Genomic DNA, 15,916 nt, shown 5'->3' with positions numbered 1-15,916 from the left:
TCGTGGGAGGCTCCGGAATCGAAAGGATTCCCGTGCCTTTTAGCGAGAACCTCGGGCACCCGGAGCCGTTCGGAGTGCGGGCACAACACCGACGCTCAGCGACCGGCGGTAGACTTATATACGATGATGGTAGCTTGATGGGCAAGCCGAGCATTCCAAGGCGAGCGTTCAGAGGTGGCCGTAGTCCCGGTTGGAACAACCTCGTTGAATCCACGTGGTGATGTTGGCGCGGCAAAGGTCGTAGTCCTCACCGTCTACATTGGTCATTTCCGATGGTGGGGCTGACCACATTTTCTGGAGCACGTAGCGGGGTTCGATTCCCATGCGCACCAGGTAGCTGAACACCTGGCGATAGGGTTCGCTGTCCAATGGGATGGCTTGACCGTCAGTGGTGTATATCTGATGAAAGCCCAGTTTGGGGTAGGGGGACCAGTTCTGCCGTTCCACACCGGCCATGAAGACCAAGGGGCACGCGGAGTAGCAGTTACTGAAGAGGGTGGTGTGCAGTCCCTTGCTGCGGATGTAGGCACCTGCCTGCATCGCCTCGATGACGTATCCACCGCCGCTTCCCAGCGTTACGACCTCCACAGTGGGGTTTGCCTCGATGGCGTCTTGGATCTTCTTCGCAAAGCCCTCCTCGATATCGCCTAACACCTTCAGGGCGCGGCCTTCGTTCGTCACCACGTAGAAGGAGGATTTTCCTTCCTGCTTGATCAAGGTGCGGGACAAGCCTAGCTGTCCCGCGCAGTCGAGGTTCCAGGTGACAACGCGTTCGTCGTGCGCCATGCCCAGGATGTGCTTAGCCACACTAGCGAAGTTATAGAGGGAGTTGCTCATTATTCGCAGATCGGAGGCGTTCTCTGTCGTCTGCGTTTCGTAGTCTGGTTGGTAAGTGATTTCCACCGGCTTCACGACGGCGCCCTTGCCCAGCAGTTGTCCCAACACCCAGCACTTGTGCTCAGGGATATGGATCTCGTTGAACGCCGTGCCGGCGGAGGTGTGCCCGTCGATGGCCACACCTGCCTGGAACACCTTCGTGGCCAATGCATCCCTTTCTTCTATCAACTTCCGCAGCCTTGCGACTACGGCTGGATCGTCGGCGTGTGCCTTTGGTTCATTCGGTGCTGGAGCTGCGGTTTCCTTCGGAACTGGTGCTGGCTCGGGTTTGGCGACTGGTGCAGGAAGCGCTACCGGTGGCTCCGGAGTCGCAATGGGTGGAGGAGTGGGCGCATTGCATCCAGCGAGCATGGCCACGAGGGCCAAGCCAATGATCCGTTGTCTCATGGTGTTGTGTTCCCCTGTTGGGAAAAGGATACCGGAAGCCAGATCACCCGACGCTTTTAAAATGGAAACCCTTGCGGCACAAGGACTCTTCGAAATCTTTGGTGGAAGGGGATAAGTAATGAGGTCAAGCCTGCTCGGCTTCGACATTAACCAATAGGAGAACTTCCATGAGCAAATCACATCTAACGCTGTATCGAATGACCGCCGACCATACCGGCGAGCACTTCTACGTCCTATTCCTGGACGACAATCCCACGCTGCCACCGGTCCTGGGGCCGCTGGAGCCGGTTGAGGTTCCAGTGGCCCATCCCGTGTGGATGACCGAGGAAGAGCGCTGGCTGCACCGATGCAACCTAATGGACCGAGGGTGGACCGTGCTGGGGGCGGAGCACGCCTTCGCATGAGGAGAGGCGCCTTCGGGCCCCGTGCCCGCTTTGGCATCTGTCTTGACGCCCGCTCAGCCGTCGGTAGATCGCGATTGTCGTGGCGGCCTTGGTGCAAACTCGCGTGCATCAAAAAGGCCCCTTACGAGGGCCTTCATGGGGATCACTTCTTCCGGGTGTCGGCGTAGTAGGCTGCCGTGAAGTGTTCGCCAAGATGGTCCACAAATGTTTGCAGCAAGTGGCCGTGGTAGTAGGCGTAGACGATCTGCTGTTCCTCTTGGGTGCCCTTTTCTATCGATGTCATCGTAAAGGCCAGGTTCGGCTTCTCAGCCCCAGCGTTGACGTTTGCTTTGAACTCCAACTTATTCTTCCAGCGCTCGGAAGTATGGCCAAAGTTCTCGCCGACCTGTTCCCACGTCTTAATGCTGTCCTGGCCTTGCTTGGCCTTGAGCTTTGCCTTGAACTTCTGGAGCAGTTCGGCTGGGTCCTTGGTGTAGAACTTCAACATTCGATTTCTCCCTGTTCGACAGGACATCCCTGTCCCAAAAGGCAATGGGGTTGGTATTGGGAAACCCAAGCCAAGAGCAGTTCCAAGATGTCCAAAATGCTGGCTTCCGAGCGTCTCACCTCGCGAGACGGAGCAGGGCTAAAGTGAAACCATGGAGAACACCGTCCTATACGTGCCGGCTGCGAAGCGCTCCCATGATTTGGTTTGGGATCGGGACAGTGGCGAGTGCCTGACCTTGGATGCTTTCATGGATGGCCGGGACTACGGGGAAGTCGTTCGGGATGGGCGGCTGGCTGCTGAGTTGGAAGTGCTCGACGGCACCCCGCGGTTCACGTGCCCCCACTGCCAGGACGCCATGGGTGTGAGGTCCAAAGCCATCCGTGCCCGAAGCGAGTTCCGCTTCTACTTCGATCACCTCACGGCCCGCCATCGGGAAACGTGCACCGGTCGCAAGGGGCACTCGCCCCAAGCCATCGTGGCGCGCAAGTTCGGGTTGTGTAAGGAGGGCGCGCTACACAAGGCATTCAAGGAGTGGGTGCGTGAGAGCTTGGAAGCTGACCCGTCCTTCCAAAAGACCAAACTGGAAGAGCGGTGGTGGGACATCGAAGGCGTGAAGTGGCGCCAGCCCGACGTGCAGACGCAGCGGGACGGCCAGAAATGGGCCATTGAGATCCAGCTCTCCACGACGTTCGTGCACGTCATCGCCGAGCGGATGAGGCATTACCGGAAGAACGGGGGGCGCATGCTCTGGCTCTTCAAGGAGTTGAATCTGGAGCAGTTCCGGCTGTCCGAAGACGACCTGTTCTTCGCCAACAACCGCAACGCGTTTCGGGTCACCCCCGACACCGTGGCCCGCTCCCAACGCGAGGGTCGCTTCTACCTTGAAGGCGTTTGGTTGGAGCCGCGCCTGGAGAACGGCACGATCCGCGACGTGGAGGTGCGTCAGGAAATCCCGTTCGAAAAACTCATCTTTGACACCTGCAGCCGCGGTATCCCCCGGGCCTACGCCTTCGATTACGAACGGCATAGAGCCCAAGCAGAGACGGATCGGTTGGCTTGGCAGGAGGATCAAATCTGGGGCCTCCGCCGAGAGGCCTTCGAAACGTTCTACGTGGCCATGCTCCGAGGCGAGCTCGTCGACTACAAAGAACGGGATCGCCGATGGGGGGAGTTGCGCCGCTCATTTGCTCAAGTGGGAATCGCGCTGCCGCTCTATGCCAAAGGGAGCGGCGACTTGGAGCGCTTGTTGGTGATCGGCTACTCGATCAAGCACGGTCAGGGACGGCCCATTGGCATTGGCTTTGAGACGCTGGCCGAGTTAGGACACCATGCCCACAAGGTTTGGCCTAAAAGCCTATGGTTCTACCGCTGCATGCTTCGGGCGCATGGCCAGTTGAAGACTGTATTGCCGCAGGATCGGACCGCGAAGCTTCAAGGCAAAATGAAAAGCGTGCTCGCCAGCCTAGCCAAGGGCGAGAGCACGTTCGCGCCTGATCGATCCTGGGACGCGCTCTTGGTCCGCCTATTCCCCGAAGTCGCGCGCTTGTGGGTCGCAGAACCTGGGCAAGTGGCGAAGACCGCATTGACTACGACTAAGCAGGATCTGAGGACCGAGGAGAGTCCATCATGGAAGACAGCGCATCGTTGAAATTTGAAGACTGGCCAGACGCGGTGGCCTTTGTGCCCTACGTGGGCAGCCGGTATCTAGAGGGCTTTGGGGGGCGCCGTGTGCTGCTGTTGGGCGAATCCCACTACCGCGAAGACGGGTGGACCGGCGACCCCGCCCTCACTCGGCCTTTCACCCGTGACACGTTCGGGGACATGGAGACCTGTGAGCGGAAGGGTGGGGGGAAGTTCTTCGACGAGCTGGATCGTTTGCTGACGGGCAAGGGCACACTAGCGCTTTCCGATGCAGCGCAGGCTTGGAAGCGCGTCGCCTTCTGCAACCTGTCCCAGCGTTTCGCTGGCACCGCAGCAGGACATCGCCCGTCGGGCGATGACTTCAAGGACGGCGGGAAAGTTCTGGTAAGCGCCATTCTTCCGCTCCTCCAGCCAGAGGTGATCCTGGTGCTGGGGCGGACGGCGTGGCGCATGTTCGCGCACGGTGAGCCCACCGATCAGCCCGTCTTCCATGCACGCCATGTCAACTCAGAAGGGCGCCGGCGCCGCTACTTGGAGGAGCGGCATGTGTGGTCGCTTGATTACGGCAATGGTATGGCGTGGATGACTTGGGTTTACCACCCCTCGTGGAACGTGGATCGCTGGGAGGACCGGGCCGCAGCGTTGCGGCACCTGCTGGAGTGTCCACACCACGAGCCAATGGTATGACCGAAGATCCTTTAACAAGTGGGATTCAAGCCGTGCTGTCATCCGTTCGACAGCGGAGATCGCCCACAGCGCAAGACATTGCTCAAGAAGCAATGGAGGCCAGGGAAAGCTTAGAGACCAACATGGGGTGCATCTCGCGGATCGGCATCCCGACGGGCGGTGAGCGTCACCGGGTGTCCTTTCAGTTGCTGAGGGCATCGATGGACTACGGCCGCGCATTGCTCTTCTTGTTAGAAACCCATCCCATCGATCTGCCGGCCGTGGCGTTGGGGATGCATCGCTCGCAGATCGAGCAGTTCCTGCGAGCGGTGTTTGTCCAGTTCCTCGCCGACGAGGATCAGTTTCAAGACTTTCTTCAGGAAGACCGAGGGCCCCGGAAAAAGAATGAAAAAGGAAAGTGGGTGGCCATCTCATTGAAGGACTTGGCCGCCGATGTCGAAATAACTCTTGCACGGATAGGTCAGGACGAGGAGCCCCAAAAGCTGGCGCGCACCGTAAGCGATGTGTGGGATCCGCTTTGCGGGCTGGTCCATGGCGGAAAGGCAATCCGGGCTATGTATCAGGATCCTAATGGTCAGATCGGCGCCCACGTGCCGGCAGACATTTTGTTTCAGGCCACGGTCAATTCGGTGGCGACGACGAACCTCTGCGTCATCACCGCCCTGAGTGCAGTGGGGGTTGGGGCATGGGAAGACAGCGACTTGGTTGCCTGTGCTGCCACGGCCATGGCCCGCTACATGCGTCAACACATCGCCCGTATGGATCGGCTTGCCTTTGACACCTATTGATTGGAGAAAGGGCGTCTCAGGTGAGCGCTCGACGTCATGGGGCACCGATGCCTAGCCCGTGAATCCACTGCGGCCACCATTTTCCCTTCGCCAGCTGACGTTGCACCAATGTTCGGTAGTCGGTAGCTGAAGGCACAGGCGCAGACCGCTTGTGCCGGCGGTGGTTGCAAGCCGCGTGGGCAGCCACGACGTTGCTGACCACGTCTTTCCCGCCGTCTTGTCGAGCTACGAGATGCTCGGCCGTGCATCGGAACGGGCCAGCAGAGCGTGGTCGAAGGCCCAACTCGTGTGGAGAGGAATGCCACATCGGCAGGTCACAGTAGTAGCAGCGGCCGGACTGGGATTGGAAGGCGTTGGCGCGAAGGGATTTGAGGCGTTTGTCGGTCATGGTCGGCTCCGGAATCGAAAGATTCCCGCGCCCCCATTGGGTGGACCTCGGGCACCCGGAGCCGTTTGGCATGCGGGCACAACACCGACGCTCAGCGACCGGTAGCCATGTTTTAGCTCAACTCTCAGGCGGCTGCAACTCGAGGGCAGCGAGCAAGTGCTAACACTGAAGAGCCAGGTCAGTGCCTGATTTGGCTGTCTTCTGCGTCTGCCATTGTCAGCCGCAAGGTCCCGCGCGAGCGTGCTTGGTTGCGGACATCATGGTCATTGCGGCTTTCTACATAGCTCAACAGCGCGCCGACTAACTCAGCATCCTCCAGCGTTTCGGCACCGGCTAAAAACACAAGCTCTGCGACCTGCATGCGTCGCTTGGCTTCTTCGCGACGTTGCGTTTCCTTCGCCTTTACCGCTTGGCGCTGGCTCGCTAAAAGCTCGCGCGCTTGAAGCTGCGCTAGTCGTTCGGTGGCTCGATGGATTCGGTCGTGGTAGTGGTTTGTCGCGCTCATCTGATTTCTCCTCTGCTTGCTTACGAGTCAACCAAAGAAATGGCTCGCGTCAAGTTCATGCCGGCTCGAAAATTTGGACTCCCTCGGAATCGAAAGGATCTGAAAAACAAGGCTTAAAAGAAACAAGCAAGAGCGCACCTAGGCATCACTACGTGATGCGTGCGCAAAGGGCTTTGCCCCTTGAACCCCAAGCGCCAGCGGCGCTTGCGCAAATCCAAAGCCGAGGCATAAACGAGGCAACCCCACTGCTTCGGAGCCGCCGCCTCATGGCCATCTACCACGCCAACATCAAAACTTTCAGTCGCGCCAAAGGACATTCGTCCATTGCTGCGGCTGCCTACCGCGCTGGCCTGCTTCTCGAGGACGAGAAGGCAGGGCAGCGCCACGACTACCGCCGGCGGGACGGCGTGGTCGAAACGCGCTGCATCGCTCCCGAGGACGCGCCGGACTGGGCCGTCGTCCCGGCTCAGCTCTGGCCGGCGGCCGAGGCGGCCGAGCGGCGCAAAGACGCCACGGTCGCGCGCGAGTTCGAGTTCGCGTTGCCTCACGAACTCGACGATGCGCAGCGATCGGCGCTGGCCATGGAGGTCACCCGTGCCTTGGTGGCTCGCTACGGCTTCGCGGCCCAGGCCAGCATCCACAGCCCGGGCTCTAAAGACGGGCTGAACTGGCACGTCCACGTTCTGACCACGACGCGGCGCATCGGGCCGGACGGTTTTGTAGACAAAACGCGTGAGCTCGACGGCGGACCCTCAGGCAGGACAGAAGTGCAGTGGGTGCGCGAGTTGATCGCCACCACCATCAATGCCTACCTTGAGGCGGCTGGCCTAGGAATCCAGGTGGACCACCGCAGCCTTGAGGCTCAGGCCGGCGAGGCCCTGGCGCGCGGCGACCTGGTCGCCGCTGCCGTGCTCGCGCGAGAACCTACAAAACACGTGGGCAAGAACGCGACGGCCATCGCTCGCCGGGGCCAGGCCTCTGATCGCGCGGAGGCAAACCGCCAGGTCGAAGAGGCCAACGAAGAGACCTTCCAAAAACTCATCGCCGTGTTCGAAAACGAGGGACGCGCTGCAGAGGTGCCCGACGGCCACAGCCACGAACAGGCCCAACGGGAGATCCGCCGTCCTCCCGCCGTGCTGTCCCTGCCGCTGGGCCGCGGGGCAGGGCAGATAGAGATGTCCCGCAGCATGGAGGTCATCGCCCAAAGGCTGGGGCTGGTGGAGGAGAGCGGTCCTGGGGCGCCACGCCCAGAGCAGCTGTCCATTCCTGCGCTCGTTGCTGAGTTGAGCCAGGAATGGGGGGCGCTTCGCCAGGAGGGCGTGGCGCGGGCACTCCATGCCACCCGCCAGCTCTTGGCTTGGGCGGCCGAGCGCGCCGCGGCGTTCGCCGAGCACACCCGGTTCCGCACAGACCTGCTGGAGTTGGCCCGGCGGTTGCGCCGCTTCAAGGCCAGCCTGACCAGGTTCGGACGGCGCCTGCAGGCCGAGCAACGCGCCTCCAAGCTCCGCCATCTCGCGGAGCGGTCTTGGGAGGAGTTCACGGTCAACAATCCCCAGCCGGGCACGTCGTGGTCGGAGCAGGCCTGGAAGCAGCGGCGGGCATGGCGATTGAGCACCTTGGAAAAGCGGACGGCCGAGCTGGCGGAGGCTCGGGCTCGGGTCACCCCCGAGCAAAAAGCGTTCTGCGAGCAGGAGGCCGAAGAGTGTTGCCGCCATCTGGAGACCTGGAGCCAGGGGATGCTGGGGCGCTATCCCCTCGAGTTCGACCGACCGCTGGTCTTCGGCACCCAGGACGCTCAATCCGATGCGCTCTACGACCCGCCAGCCTTGGACCGTGCACCCAGCGGCCCCCGTCCACCGCGCCCACGCCTCCACTGAAACAACGGTGCCCCGCTTGCGGGGCACTTTGTTGTTGGGGCATCGGTGCGTATCAGTGGAGCGTCGGCTTCTTCTTGTTCGCCACGGGGTCGGGGGCCGCCTTGCGTCGGCGGTTCTTGCGCCACTCTTCGACGGACGGCATGTCGCGCACCACGATTGCCTCCCGGGTTCGGATGTCTTGCTGGCGCGGCGCTTGCGGTTGGGACGGCGACGCTAGCGTCGGGGCGGGCTTGGGCGGGGCGTGGTCATGCACCGGAGGCGCAGCGGAGCCGCCGCGGTATTGGCGCATCATTTCCGCGGCGACCTCCAGCGCGTGCCGGATGTCGTCGACACGATCCGGCAAGCGGCAGTGCCGCTCCTGGCAAAGGAGTCCGCTGACGAGGCGGCTGGCGATTTGAAGGGTGAGTTCGGATTGCATGGATGCTCCTTGGAGCCTGTGGAAGGAGCTTTCATCCAAGCACCAAGTCGCCAACCCGCAAGTGCAAATTTCAGAGGTATTTCACAAATATAAATAGGCGCCGCAAAGTTGGCTTTCCTATGTCCATGGATGCCTAGAAGGGGTCAGGAAACGGTCAAGAATCGGCATCGCCGGTGCGCCGGCGGTGGGCGATGTTGCTCCCGATCACGTGCCGTTGGTGGGCCTAGGCCGAGGGGATCCACATTGCATGCCGCCTCGGCTACGATCCCGAGCGCAGGACCATCCCTTGGACACAATTTGCGGGTGTCCAGGTGGGAAAAGACGATCGGCATCAATGGGTTAGAGGATTTTAAATTGTGTCCCTCTCACTCCGCCAGTGTCAAGGAAACGCCCGCAAATCAACGATTTGCGGGCGTTTTTCTTTTCCATTGCCGTGACCGCTCATGGGCACTCTTGCACGCGAGTAGCGCGCCATCTGATGCCGCGCGGCCGGTTGCTGCCAGGTTCGCTTTGCCGTATTGCTGCGACTTGCAGGCATGCTTCAGTCGCAAGCTCATCGAACGCGTCGCGGCCCGAGATGCGTCCTTGTGGCGATGGGCTGCTCGCCACTGCTGCTGCAGCGCGATGCCTGCTCAAGCTGCCGTAGCAATCGGCAGTCAGGGGATGTGGTAGAGCTGGACGAAACCTTGAATGGCGTCTGGGCCTTGATGGCTTGGAGGCGCAAGTCGGTCGTGCAACTTGCAGTGAAGAGCATTCACCGACGGATTGAGGCGTTGTTTCGGAACGTCGAATCCAGTGGCAACCGCCACGTTTCCCGGTTCGGCCGATGTGTGGCAATGCATTGGGGTGTTGGGGGCGGTCGCTCGCCCCCATGCCAAAGCCGTCGCCGCCGGGATCTATCGGACGCGTAGCTTCAGGCCTTTCTGGCGCGCGATCTCGACGACTGTCTGGCTCTCGCTGCCGGGCTCGAGAAGCATCTGGCCGGCATCCGGCCAGCGAAAGACTCGAGCCCGGCCTGCTTGCAAAGTACTCAGTGGCGGGCGTTGTCCCGCGCCTTGCCGACTTCGCTCTGGACCTTGCCGGCGCCCTTCTGCAGTTTGCCTTCGACTTCCTTCAACTTGTTGCCGGTGACCTTGCCGACGACTTCCTTGACGGTGCCCTTGACCTGGTTCTTGGCGCCTTCAGTGCGATTCTTATCCATCGTTGACTCCACGAGTAAGTTAGAGCCCTTGAGCGGGCATCTCCAAACTGCGCGTACGGTGGTATGGCACGAGTGAAGATTGGGCGCAGTCGGAAGTGCCGTTTAATCGCTGGAAAGTTTGGGTGCCGAGGCGATGCTTCGGTCCAGTTCTCACGTCGTCCAGGGGCGCAGCCGGCACTCGACGCCAGGGGCCATGGCGCTGCGCTGTTGTGCACCGGCCTTGGATCCCGGGATCGTGCGCCTCGACGTGTCCACAGGGGTACAGACAGCGCGAGCGGGTCGCTGCGCTGGTCGGAATGCTGGAAGCGTGGCCTTGCGATACGCCAGCCTTGGACAAGGCTGCCGATGACCCATTCCCCCGCGTTTTTCCTCGTCCTCGGATGTCCGATGCGAGCCGCCGGATGCGGCGTGCCGATGGTTCTGAAGGCTGGATTCGGTTGCGCTTGCGGAGGCCGCAGCATGCCGCATGCGACACCCGGCTGCCGGCTTGCGGCCTCCGGGTGACGCGTGTCGTCACCGAGGCTGCGGCGCCTGGCATTCGAACACGCTGACGCTGCGCGGCGGTGCCAGGAAATCGCTCGCGCCTGCCGGCATCGTGTCCACCTGCAAGGCCTCGTCGGTGGACAGCACCAGCTTCCAGTGCAGTTCCTCCTCGGAGTTGGGCAGGACGAAGTTCACGCCCTCGTGGTAGGCGTTGATGACGATGAGCAAGGTGTCGTCGTTGGCCAGTTCCTTGACCCCGGAGGTCTGCGCCTTGCCCTCCAGCAGCAGCCCGACTGCGCGCGCGCCGGCATCGGTCCAGTGCGCATCCTCCATTTCCGTGCCGCCGGGGTTGAGCCAGGTGAGATCGCGTACGCCGGCTTCCTCGTTGTACTGGCCGTTGAGGAAGCGGCCGCGGGTCAGGATCGGGTAGCGCTTGCGCAATGCGCTCAGCGCCTTCACGAAGTCGGTCAGCCGGCCTTCGGTCGGGTCGTTGTCCCAGTCGAGCCAGGTGATCTCGTTGTCCTGGCAATAGGTGTTGTTGTTGCCGCCCTGGGTCTGCGCGCGTTCGTCGCCGGCAAGCAGCATCGGCGTGCCTTGCGCCAGCAGCAGCGTGGCCAGCAGGTTCTTCATCTGCCGCTCGCGCAGCTGCAGGATCTCGGCGTTGTCGGTCGCGCCTTCCTCGCCGTAGTTGCAGGAGCCGTCGTTGGACGAGCCGTCGCGGTTGTCCTCGCCGTTGGCGTCGTTGTGCTTTTCGTTGTAGCTGACCAGGTCGCGCAGGGTGAAGCCGTCGTGCGCGGTGATGAAGTTGACCGAGGCCCACGGCCGGCGGCCGCGGCGATCGAACAGGTCGGCCGAGCCGGTGAAGCGGGTCGCGAACTCGGCGAGCATGCCGTCGTCGCCCTTCCAGAACGCGCGTGCGTTGTCGCGGAACTTGTCGTTCCACTCCGACCAGCCCGGCGGGAAATGGCCGACCTGGTAGCCGCCCGGGCCGCAGTCCCACGGCTCGGCGATCAGCTTCACTTCCGACAGCAATGGATCCTGGTTGCACGCATCCAGGAAGCCGCCGCGCTGGTCGAAGCCGGTGGGTTCGCGGCCGAGGATGGTGGCCAGGTCGAAGCGGAAGCCGTCCACGTGCATCTCGCCGGCCCAGTAGCGCAGCGAATCGTTGACCAACTGGATCACCCGCGAGTTGCTCAGGTTCAAGGTGTTGCCGGTGCCGGTATCGTTGATGTAGTAGCGCTTGTCCTCGGCCAGGCGGTAGTAGCTGGCGTTGTCGATGCCGCGGAACGACAGGGTGGGGCCGAGTTCGCTGCCCTCGGCGGTGTGGTTGTAGACCACGTCGAGGATGACTTCCAGGCCCTGGCGGTGCATGGCCTTGACCATGTCGCGGAACTCGTCGCGGTGGCCGCTGGCCAGGTAGCGCGACTTGATCGCGAAGAAGCCCAGGGTGTTGTAGCCCCAATAGTTGCGCAGGTCCTTGTCGAGCAGGTGCTGGTCGTCCAGGTAGGCATGCACCGGCAGCAGTTCCACCGCGCTGACGCCCAGCTCCTTGATGTAGCGCAGCACCGGTTCCTGGGCCAGTGCGGCGCAGGTCCCGCGCAGTTCCTGCGGCACCTGCGGATGGCGCATGCTGTAGCCGCGCACGTGCGTCTCGTAGATCAGCGTTTCGCTCCATGGCGTCAGCAGGCGGGCGTCGTCGCCCCAGTCGTAGGTGTCCTCGACGACCACGCACTTGGGCATGAACGGCGCGCTGTCGCGCTCGTCGAAACTGAGGTCGCCATCCGGGTGGCCGACGGTGTAGCCGTAGAGTTCGTCGGCCCAGATCAGGTCGCCCTCGATCTCGCGGGCGTAGGGGTCGAGCAGCAGCTTGTTGGGATTGAAGCGATGGCCTTCGCTCGGCGCATACGGGCCGTGCACGCGATAGCCGTAGCGCTGGCCCGGCGCCACGTCGGGCAGGTAGCCGTGCCAGATCTCGTTGGTGTACTCGGGCAGGTCCAGCCGCGTCTCGGTGCCGGCCTCGTCGAACAGGCACAGCTCCACGCGCGTGGCGTGCGCCGAGAACAGGGCGAAGTTGGTGCCCTGGCCGTCGAAGACGGCGCCGCGGGGGAAGGGGCGGCCCTGGCGGATGCGCGAGGGAGTGGCGTAGACGGCGCTGGTGGGGTGTCGCATCGGGGCAGGGCTCTTGGCCGGCATGCCGGCGTGTGGGGAAGAGCGCAAGCATTGACGCGGATGCCGTGCAGGACGCGTCATGGCATGTCGAGGGGCGCGTGAGGAATGGGCGCTGTGGCGCCCAGCCCGCACATGGCCATGCCTGGCGTTGCGATCGGTGCGGCCAGTGCCGCCACGGATGCGCGCTGCGCCGCGCGAACCCGCGGAACCCGCCATCGGGCGGGTTCTGCGGGCGCCGCCCGTGCTGCGGCAACGGCCGGCCGGTGTCGCGGCTCAGCGCGGCAGGTCGAACAGCAGGAATTCCGTGTCCTGCGCATCGGCGAAGCGCAGCTCTGCCTCGTCGACGATCTGCGCCGCGTCGCCGGCCTGCAGCGCCTGGCCGTTGACCGTCAGCGAACCGCGGATGACCTGCACGTAGGCGCCGCGCCCGGCGGCCAGCGGGTAGGCGATGCGCTCGTCGCCATCCAGGATCGACGCATAGATGCGCGCATCCTGGTGGATCGTCACCGCGCCATCCTCGCCCTGCGGCGCGGCGATCAGGCGCAGCTGGCCGCGCTTGGTCTCCGGTGCGAAGTGCTTTTCCTCGTAGCCCGGTTCGATCCCGGCGCGTTCCGGCAACAGCCAGATCTGCAGGAAGTGCACCGGTTCGCTGGCGGAGTGGTTGAATTCGCTGTGGGTGACCCCGGAACCGGCGCTCATGCGCTGCACGTCGCCGTAGCGCAGCACCGAACCGTTGCCCATGCTGTCCTTGTGCTCCAGCGCGCCGTCGAGCACGTAGGACAGGATCTCCATGTCGCGGTGCGCATGGGTGCCGAAGCCCTGGCCCGGCTTCACCCGGTCCTCGTTGATCACCCGCAGCGGCCCGAAGCCCATGTGGCGCGGGTCGTGGTAGTGGCCGAAGGAGAAGGTGTGGCGCGAGGACAGCCAGCCGTGTTCGGCACGGCCGCGGGTGTCGCTGGTGCGGATCTGCAGCATGGGAAGCTCCTGGTAGTGGCGGGATGTGCAAGTGGATCGATAGGCAGGACAGTCGCGATATCTGCTTGATTTCGTGGCTGCCTTGCGGTGAGGGCAAGTATCCGCGCTGTTCCCGGGTTTGAAAAACGGATAGATTCGGCACCTATCATCGAAAAATTCGAATGCTCAAGATCAGCCTCGACGCCCTGCAGATCATCGACGCCATCGACCGCCGCGGCTCGTTCTCGGCGGCCGGCAAGGCGCTGCACAAGGTGCCGTCCACGATTTCCTACACGGTGGCCAAGCTGGAGGAGGACCTGGGCGTGCAGCTGTTCGAGCGGCTGGGGCCGAAGGTGGCGCTCACCGCGGCCGGGGCCGAATTGCTGCGCGAGGGCCGGCATCTGCTGCGCGCGGCCGGAGACCTGGAGCTGCGCGTGCGCCGCGTCGCCTCCGGCTGGGAGACCGAGTTCGCGCTGGGGCTGGATTCGGTGTTCGCGCCGGACTGCCTGGCCGAGGACGTGGCCGCGTTCTATGCGGTCGCCGACCAGACCCGGCTGCGGATCCTGCAGGAGTCGCTGTCCGGCACCTGGGAGGCGCTGCTGGACCGGCGCGTGGACCTGCTGCTCGGCGCGGCCGGGGAGGGGCCCAGCGGCGGCGGCTATGTGGCCGAACCGTTCGGCACCTTGCCGTTCGTGTTCGTGGTCGCGCCAGGCCATCCGCTGGCGCAGGCCGCCGAGCCGCTCGGCCGCAGCCAGCTGGCCGAACATCGCGCGATCGCGGTCGCCGATTCGGCGCGGCGGCTGCTGCCGCGCACGGTCGGGCTGCTGTTCGGCCAGGATGCGCTGACCGTGCCGGACATGCGCAGCAAATACCGGCTGCAGCTGGCCGGGCTGGGCTTCGGCTTCCTGCCCGAGCCGTATGCGCGGGCGGCGCTGGCGCGCGGCGCGCTGGTGCGCAAGCGGGTCGAGGAGCCGAAGCCGGACGAGGTGTTCCAGCTGGCGTGGCGCAGCGGCGAGGAGGGCGCGGCGCTGGCCTGGTGGCGCGCGCGCATGCGCCGGCCCGGCGTGTTCGAGGCGTGGCTGGCGCGGTTGCAGGCGCGCCTGGACTGACGGCGTATCGGATGGGCGAGTCTGTTCTGCGGGTGATGCGCCGCCGCGCGCGCCGGCGCTCGATGCCGGGAGGATAATGGCGCATTCCTTCTTCCCCCGGGCGCAGGCATGGCCATGCAGGAACTGATCGCGCGTTACGGCCTGGGCCTGGTCTTCGTCAACGTGCTGGCCTTGTCGCTGGGCCTGCCGGTGCCGGCATTGCCGACCCTGATCCTGGTTGGTGCGACCTATGCGCTGCTCGACGGCGGCGCGGTGTGGAGCGGCCTGCTGGCGGCCTTGTCGGTGTCGATGGTGGCCAGCCTGATCGGCGACCTGGTCTGGTTCGGCGCCGGCCGCCGCTACGGCAACCGCACGCTGCAGTCGCTGTGCCGGCTGTCGCTGTCGCGCGACACCTGCATGAAGAAGACCGAGCGCTTCTACACCCGCTGGGGCGTACGCGTGCTGGCGGTGGCCAAGTTCGTGCCCGGCCTGTCGATGGTGTCGGTGCCGATGGCCGGGGCGATGCGGGTGCGGCCGGGCCAGTTCCTGCGCTACGACGCGCTGGGCGCGGCGTTGTGGGCCGGTTGCGGCCTGTTGTTGGGCCTGGCGTTCGCCGATCAGGTGCAGGACGTGCTGGACTGGCTGAGCCTGCTCGGCACGCGCGCGGTGCTGCTGCTGGCGGGCCTGCTCGCGCTCTACGTCGGCTATCGCGCCTGGCGCCGGCATGCGCTGCTGAAGTCGATGGAGACGCTGCGCATCGAGGTCGACGAGCTGTACGCCTTGATGCAGGGCGAGGCGACGCCGGTGCTGCTGGACATCCGCGCGCCGGGGTATCGCACGCTGGAGCCGTATGCGATTCCCGGTGCGCTGGAGGTGGACGATCGCCGCATCGACGCCATCGTCGCGGCGTTGCCGCGCGACCGCAAGATCGTCATCTACTGCGCCTGCCCGAACGAGGTGTCGGCCGCGGTGCTGGCCACGCGCCTGCGCCAGCATCACTACGAGGACGTGGTGCCGCTGCGTGGCGGGCTGGAGGCGTGGCGCGCGGCAGGCTACGCGGTGATCGAGCTGGGCGGCGACGCGGCGGCGCAGGCGCCGGGCATCGGCGGCAAGGTCGCCGCGTGAGGGCGTAGCGCACGCGCGCTTGCGTGGCCGGGCGCAAGGCAAAAAAAAACGACAAGCGCAGGCTTGTCGTTTTTCATCTGACTGGTGCGCCCGGAGAGATTCGAACTCCCGACCGCCTGGTTCGTAGCCAGGTACTCTATCCAACTGAGCTACGGGCGCGTTGTCAGGCGCGGGATTATTCCCGAGTTCTGCCGATTCGTCTACACCGGCGTGCGTCGCCGCGCAGAGTTCGCCGCGATGCCCGCTCGCAACGCGGCGCTCGCGGCGCCTGCAAGCGTTTGGCGAACGCGCAAAAAAAAAACGACAAACCGAGTTTGTCGTTTTTCATCTGACTGGTGCGCCCGGAGAGATTCGAACTCCCGACCGCCTGGTTCGTAGCCAGGTACTCTATCCAACTGAGCTACGGGCGCGTCGTCA

At 64.0% G+C, this 15,916-nt stretch carries 15 protein-coding genes and 2 tRNA genes; 7 read left to right on the top strand and 10 right to left on the bottom strand.

The window, feature by feature from the left end:
* Window positions 1–168 precede the first annotated feature (168 nt).
* Window positions 169–1,044 (bottom strand): hypothetical protein, encoded by an 876-nt coding sequence (locus AB3X10_RS12935; protein ID WP_369975453.1) that lies wholly within the window; start codon window positions 1,042–1,044, stop codon window positions 169–171.
* A gap of 407 nt (window positions 1,045–1,451) precedes the next feature.
* Here AB3X10_RS12935 and AB3X10_RS12930 point away from each other — a divergent pair, with 407 nt between their 5' ends.
* The gene (locus tag AB3X10_RS12930) at window positions 1,452–1,688 is read left to right on the top strand and encodes a hypothetical protein (protein ID WP_369975451.1); all 237 of its coding nucleotides are present in this window, start codon (window positions 1,452–1,454) and stop codon (window positions 1,686–1,688) included.
* Window positions 1,689–1,830: 142 nt separating this feature from the next.
* Here the strand turns inward: AB3X10_RS12930 and AB3X10_RS12925 are convergent, their stop codons facing one another.
* Entirely contained in the window at window positions 1,831–2,175 is a 345-nt protein-coding gene (locus AB3X10_RS12925) for a hypothetical protein (RefSeq protein WP_369975450.1), read from the bottom strand.
* A gap of 151 nt (window positions 2,176–2,326) precedes the next feature.
* Here AB3X10_RS12925 and AB3X10_RS12920 point away from each other — a divergent pair, with 151 nt between their 5' ends.
* Genes AB3X10_RS12920 through AB3X10_RS12910 form a run of 3 tightly spaced genes read left to right on the top strand, consistent with a single transcriptional unit; the run spans window position 2,327 to window position 5,291 of the window.
* The gene (locus AB3X10_RS12920) at window positions 2,327–3,823 is read left to right on the top strand and encodes a hypothetical protein (protein WP_369975448.1); all 1,497 of its coding nucleotides are present in this window, start codon (window positions 2,327–2,329) and stop codon (window positions 3,821–3,823) included.
* On the top strand, window positions 3,802–4,503 hold the full coding sequence (locus AB3X10_RS12915) for a hypothetical protein (protein ID WP_369975446.1): 702 nt from the start codon (window positions 3,802–3,804) through the stop codon (window positions 4,501–4,503). The genes AB3X10_RS12920 and AB3X10_RS12915 overlap by 22 nt, the downstream gene beginning before the upstream one ends.
* Window positions 4,500–5,291, top strand: coding sequence for a DUF6988 family protein (locus AB3X10_RS12910; RefSeq protein ID WP_369975445.1), 792 nt, complete (start codon window positions 4,500–4,502; stop codon window positions 5,289–5,291). The genes AB3X10_RS12915 and AB3X10_RS12910 overlap by 4 nt, the downstream gene beginning before the upstream one ends.
* 34 nt (window positions 5,292–5,325) lie before the next feature.
* Here the strand turns inward: AB3X10_RS12910 and AB3X10_RS12905 are convergent, their stop codons facing one another.
* Together AB3X10_RS12905 and traD are read right to left on the bottom strand one after the other, a co-directional pair.
* Window positions 5,326–5,598, bottom strand: a complete 273-nt coding sequence (locus AB3X10_RS12905) for an HNH endonuclease (protein ID WP_369981812.1) — start codon at window positions 5,596–5,598, stop codon at window positions 5,326–5,328.
* A gap of 259 nt (window positions 5,599–5,857) precedes the next feature.
* A complete protein-coding gene (gene traD, locus AB3X10_RS12900; RefSeq protein ID WP_369975443.1) occupies window positions 5,858–6,184 on the bottom strand; it encodes a conjugal transfer protein TraD in 327 nt (108 codons plus the stop codon).
* Between the two features lie 266 nt (window positions 6,185–6,450).
* On the opposite strand from traD, the gene AB3X10_RS12895 reads away from it, so the two are divergent.
* Window positions 6,451–8,061, top strand: coding sequence for a MobA/MobL family protein (locus tag AB3X10_RS12895; RefSeq protein ID WP_369975441.1), 1,611 nt, complete (start codon window positions 6,451–6,453; stop codon window positions 8,059–8,061).
* Window positions 8,062–8,113: 52 nt separating this feature from the next.
* On the opposite strand, the gene AB3X10_RS12890 is transcribed toward AB3X10_RS12895, so the two are convergent.
* The 4 genes from AB3X10_RS12890 to AB3X10_RS12875 all read right to left on the bottom strand — a co-directional run bounded on the left by AB3X10_RS12890 (window position 8,114) and on the right by AB3X10_RS12875 (window position 13,307).
* Entirely contained in the window at window positions 8,114–8,479 is a 366-nt protein-coding gene (locus AB3X10_RS12890) for a hypothetical protein (RefSeq protein WP_369975440.1), read from the bottom strand.
* Window positions 8,480–9,509: 1,030 nt separating this feature from the next.
* Window positions 9,510–9,680 carry a CsbD family protein gene (locus tag AB3X10_RS12885; protein WP_179564197.1) on the bottom strand — a complete coding sequence of 57 codons (171 nt, stop codon included), beginning with the start codon at window positions 9,678–9,680 and terminating at the stop codon, window positions 9,510–9,512.
* Window positions 9,681–10,193: 513 nt separating this feature from the next.
* Window positions 10,194–12,332 (bottom strand): glycogen debranching protein GlgX, encoded by a 2,139-nt coding sequence (gene glgX, locus AB3X10_RS12880; RefSeq protein ID WP_369975439.1) that lies wholly within the window; start codon window positions 12,330–12,332, stop codon window positions 10,194–10,196.
* A 273-nt stretch (window positions 12,333–12,605) separates the two neighbouring features.
* Entirely contained in the window at window positions 12,606–13,307 is a 702-nt protein-coding gene (locus AB3X10_RS12875; RefSeq protein WP_369975437.1) for a pirin family protein, read from the bottom strand.
* A gap of 161 nt (window positions 13,308–13,468) precedes the next feature.
* Between AB3X10_RS12875 and AB3X10_RS12870 the strand changes: the two genes are divergently transcribed.
* Window positions 13,469–14,395 (top strand): LysR substrate-binding domain-containing protein, encoded by a 927-nt coding sequence (locus AB3X10_RS12870; protein ID WP_369975435.1) that lies wholly within the window; start codon window positions 13,469–13,471, stop codon window positions 14,393–14,395.
* A 114-nt stretch (window positions 14,396–14,509) separates the two neighbouring features.
* The gene (locus AB3X10_RS12865; RefSeq protein ID WP_369975433.1) at window positions 14,510–15,499 is read left to right on the top strand and encodes a DedA family protein/thiosulfate sulfurtransferase GlpE; all 990 of its coding nucleotides are present in this window, start codon (window positions 14,510–14,512) and stop codon (window positions 15,497–15,499) included.
* Window positions 15,500–15,581: 82 nt separating this feature from the next.
* Here the strand turns inward: AB3X10_RS12865 and AB3X10_RS12860 are convergent.
* Together AB3X10_RS12860 and AB3X10_RS12855 are read right to left on the bottom strand one after the other, a co-directional pair.
* A tRNA-Arg gene (locus AB3X10_RS12860) sits at window positions 15,582–15,658 on the bottom strand.
* A 174-nt stretch (window positions 15,659–15,832) separates the two neighbouring features.
* Window positions 15,833–15,909 (bottom strand) — tRNA-Arg (locus AB3X10_RS12855).
* Window positions 15,910–15,916: the final 7 nt, after the last annotated feature.

The organism is Xanthomonas sp. DAR 80977, from assembly GCF_041240605.1.
GTDB lineage: Bacteria > Pseudomonadota > Gammaproteobacteria > Xanthomonadales > Xanthomonadaceae > Xanthomonas_A > Xanthomonas_A bundabergensis.
The sequence above is the reverse complement of the archived record's forward strand: the minus strand, read 5'-3'. Positions and strand labels throughout refer to the sequence as shown.

Excerpts from the sequence above, each read along its gene's own strand:
- AB3X10_RS12870 (WP_369975435.1), top strand. The coding sequence starts at position 13,469 with ATGCTCAAGATCAGCCTCGACGCCCTGCAGATCATCGACGCCATCGAC.
- AB3X10_RS12865 (WP_369975433.1), top strand. The coding sequence starts at position 14,510 with ATGCAGGAACTGATCGCGCGTTACGGCCTGGGCCTGGTCTTCGTCAAC.
- traD (WP_369975443.1), bottom strand. The coding sequence starts at position 6,184 with ATGAGCGCGACAAACCACTACCACGACCGAATCCATCGAGCCACCGAA.
- AB3X10_RS12930 (WP_369975451.1), top strand. The coding sequence starts at position 1,452 with ATGAGCAAATCACATCTAACGCTGTATCGAATGACCGCCGACCATACC.
- AB3X10_RS12895 (WP_369975441.1), top strand. The coding sequence starts at position 6,451 with ATGGCCATCTACCACGCCAACATCAAAACTTTCAGTCGCGCCAAAGGA.
- AB3X10_RS12890 (WP_369975440.1), bottom strand. The coding sequence starts at position 8,479 with ATGCAATCCGAACTCACCCTTCAAATCGCCAGCCGCCTCGTCAGCGGA.
- AB3X10_RS12915 (WP_369975446.1), top strand. The coding sequence starts at position 3,802 with ATGGAAGACAGCGCATCGTTGAAATTTGAAGACTGGCCAGACGCGGTG.
- AB3X10_RS12920 (WP_369975448.1), top strand. The coding sequence starts at position 2,327 with ATGGAGAACACCGTCCTATACGTGCCGGCTGCGAAGCGCTCCCATGAT.
- AB3X10_RS12885 (WP_179564197.1), bottom strand. The coding sequence starts at position 9,680 with ATGGATAAGAATCGCACTGAAGGCGCCAAGAACCAGGTCAAGGGCACC.
- AB3X10_RS12910 (WP_369975445.1), top strand. The coding sequence starts at position 4,500 with ATGACCGAAGATCCTTTAACAAGTGGGATTCAAGCCGTGCTGTCATCC.
- AB3X10_RS12925 (WP_369975450.1), bottom strand. The coding sequence starts at position 2,175 with ATGTTGAAGTTCTACACCAAGGACCCAGCCGAACTGCTCCAGAAGTTC.
- glgX (WP_369975439.1), bottom strand. The coding sequence starts at position 12,332 with ATGCGACACCCCACCAGCGCCGTCTACGCCACTCCCTCGCGCATCCGC.
- AB3X10_RS12905 (WP_369981812.1), bottom strand. The coding sequence starts at position 5,598 with ATGTGGCATTCCTCTCCACACGAGTTGGGCCTTCGACCACGCTCTGCT.
- AB3X10_RS12875 (WP_369975437.1), bottom strand. The coding sequence starts at position 13,307 with ATGCTGCAGATCCGCACCAGCGACACCCGCGGCCGTGCCGAACACGGC.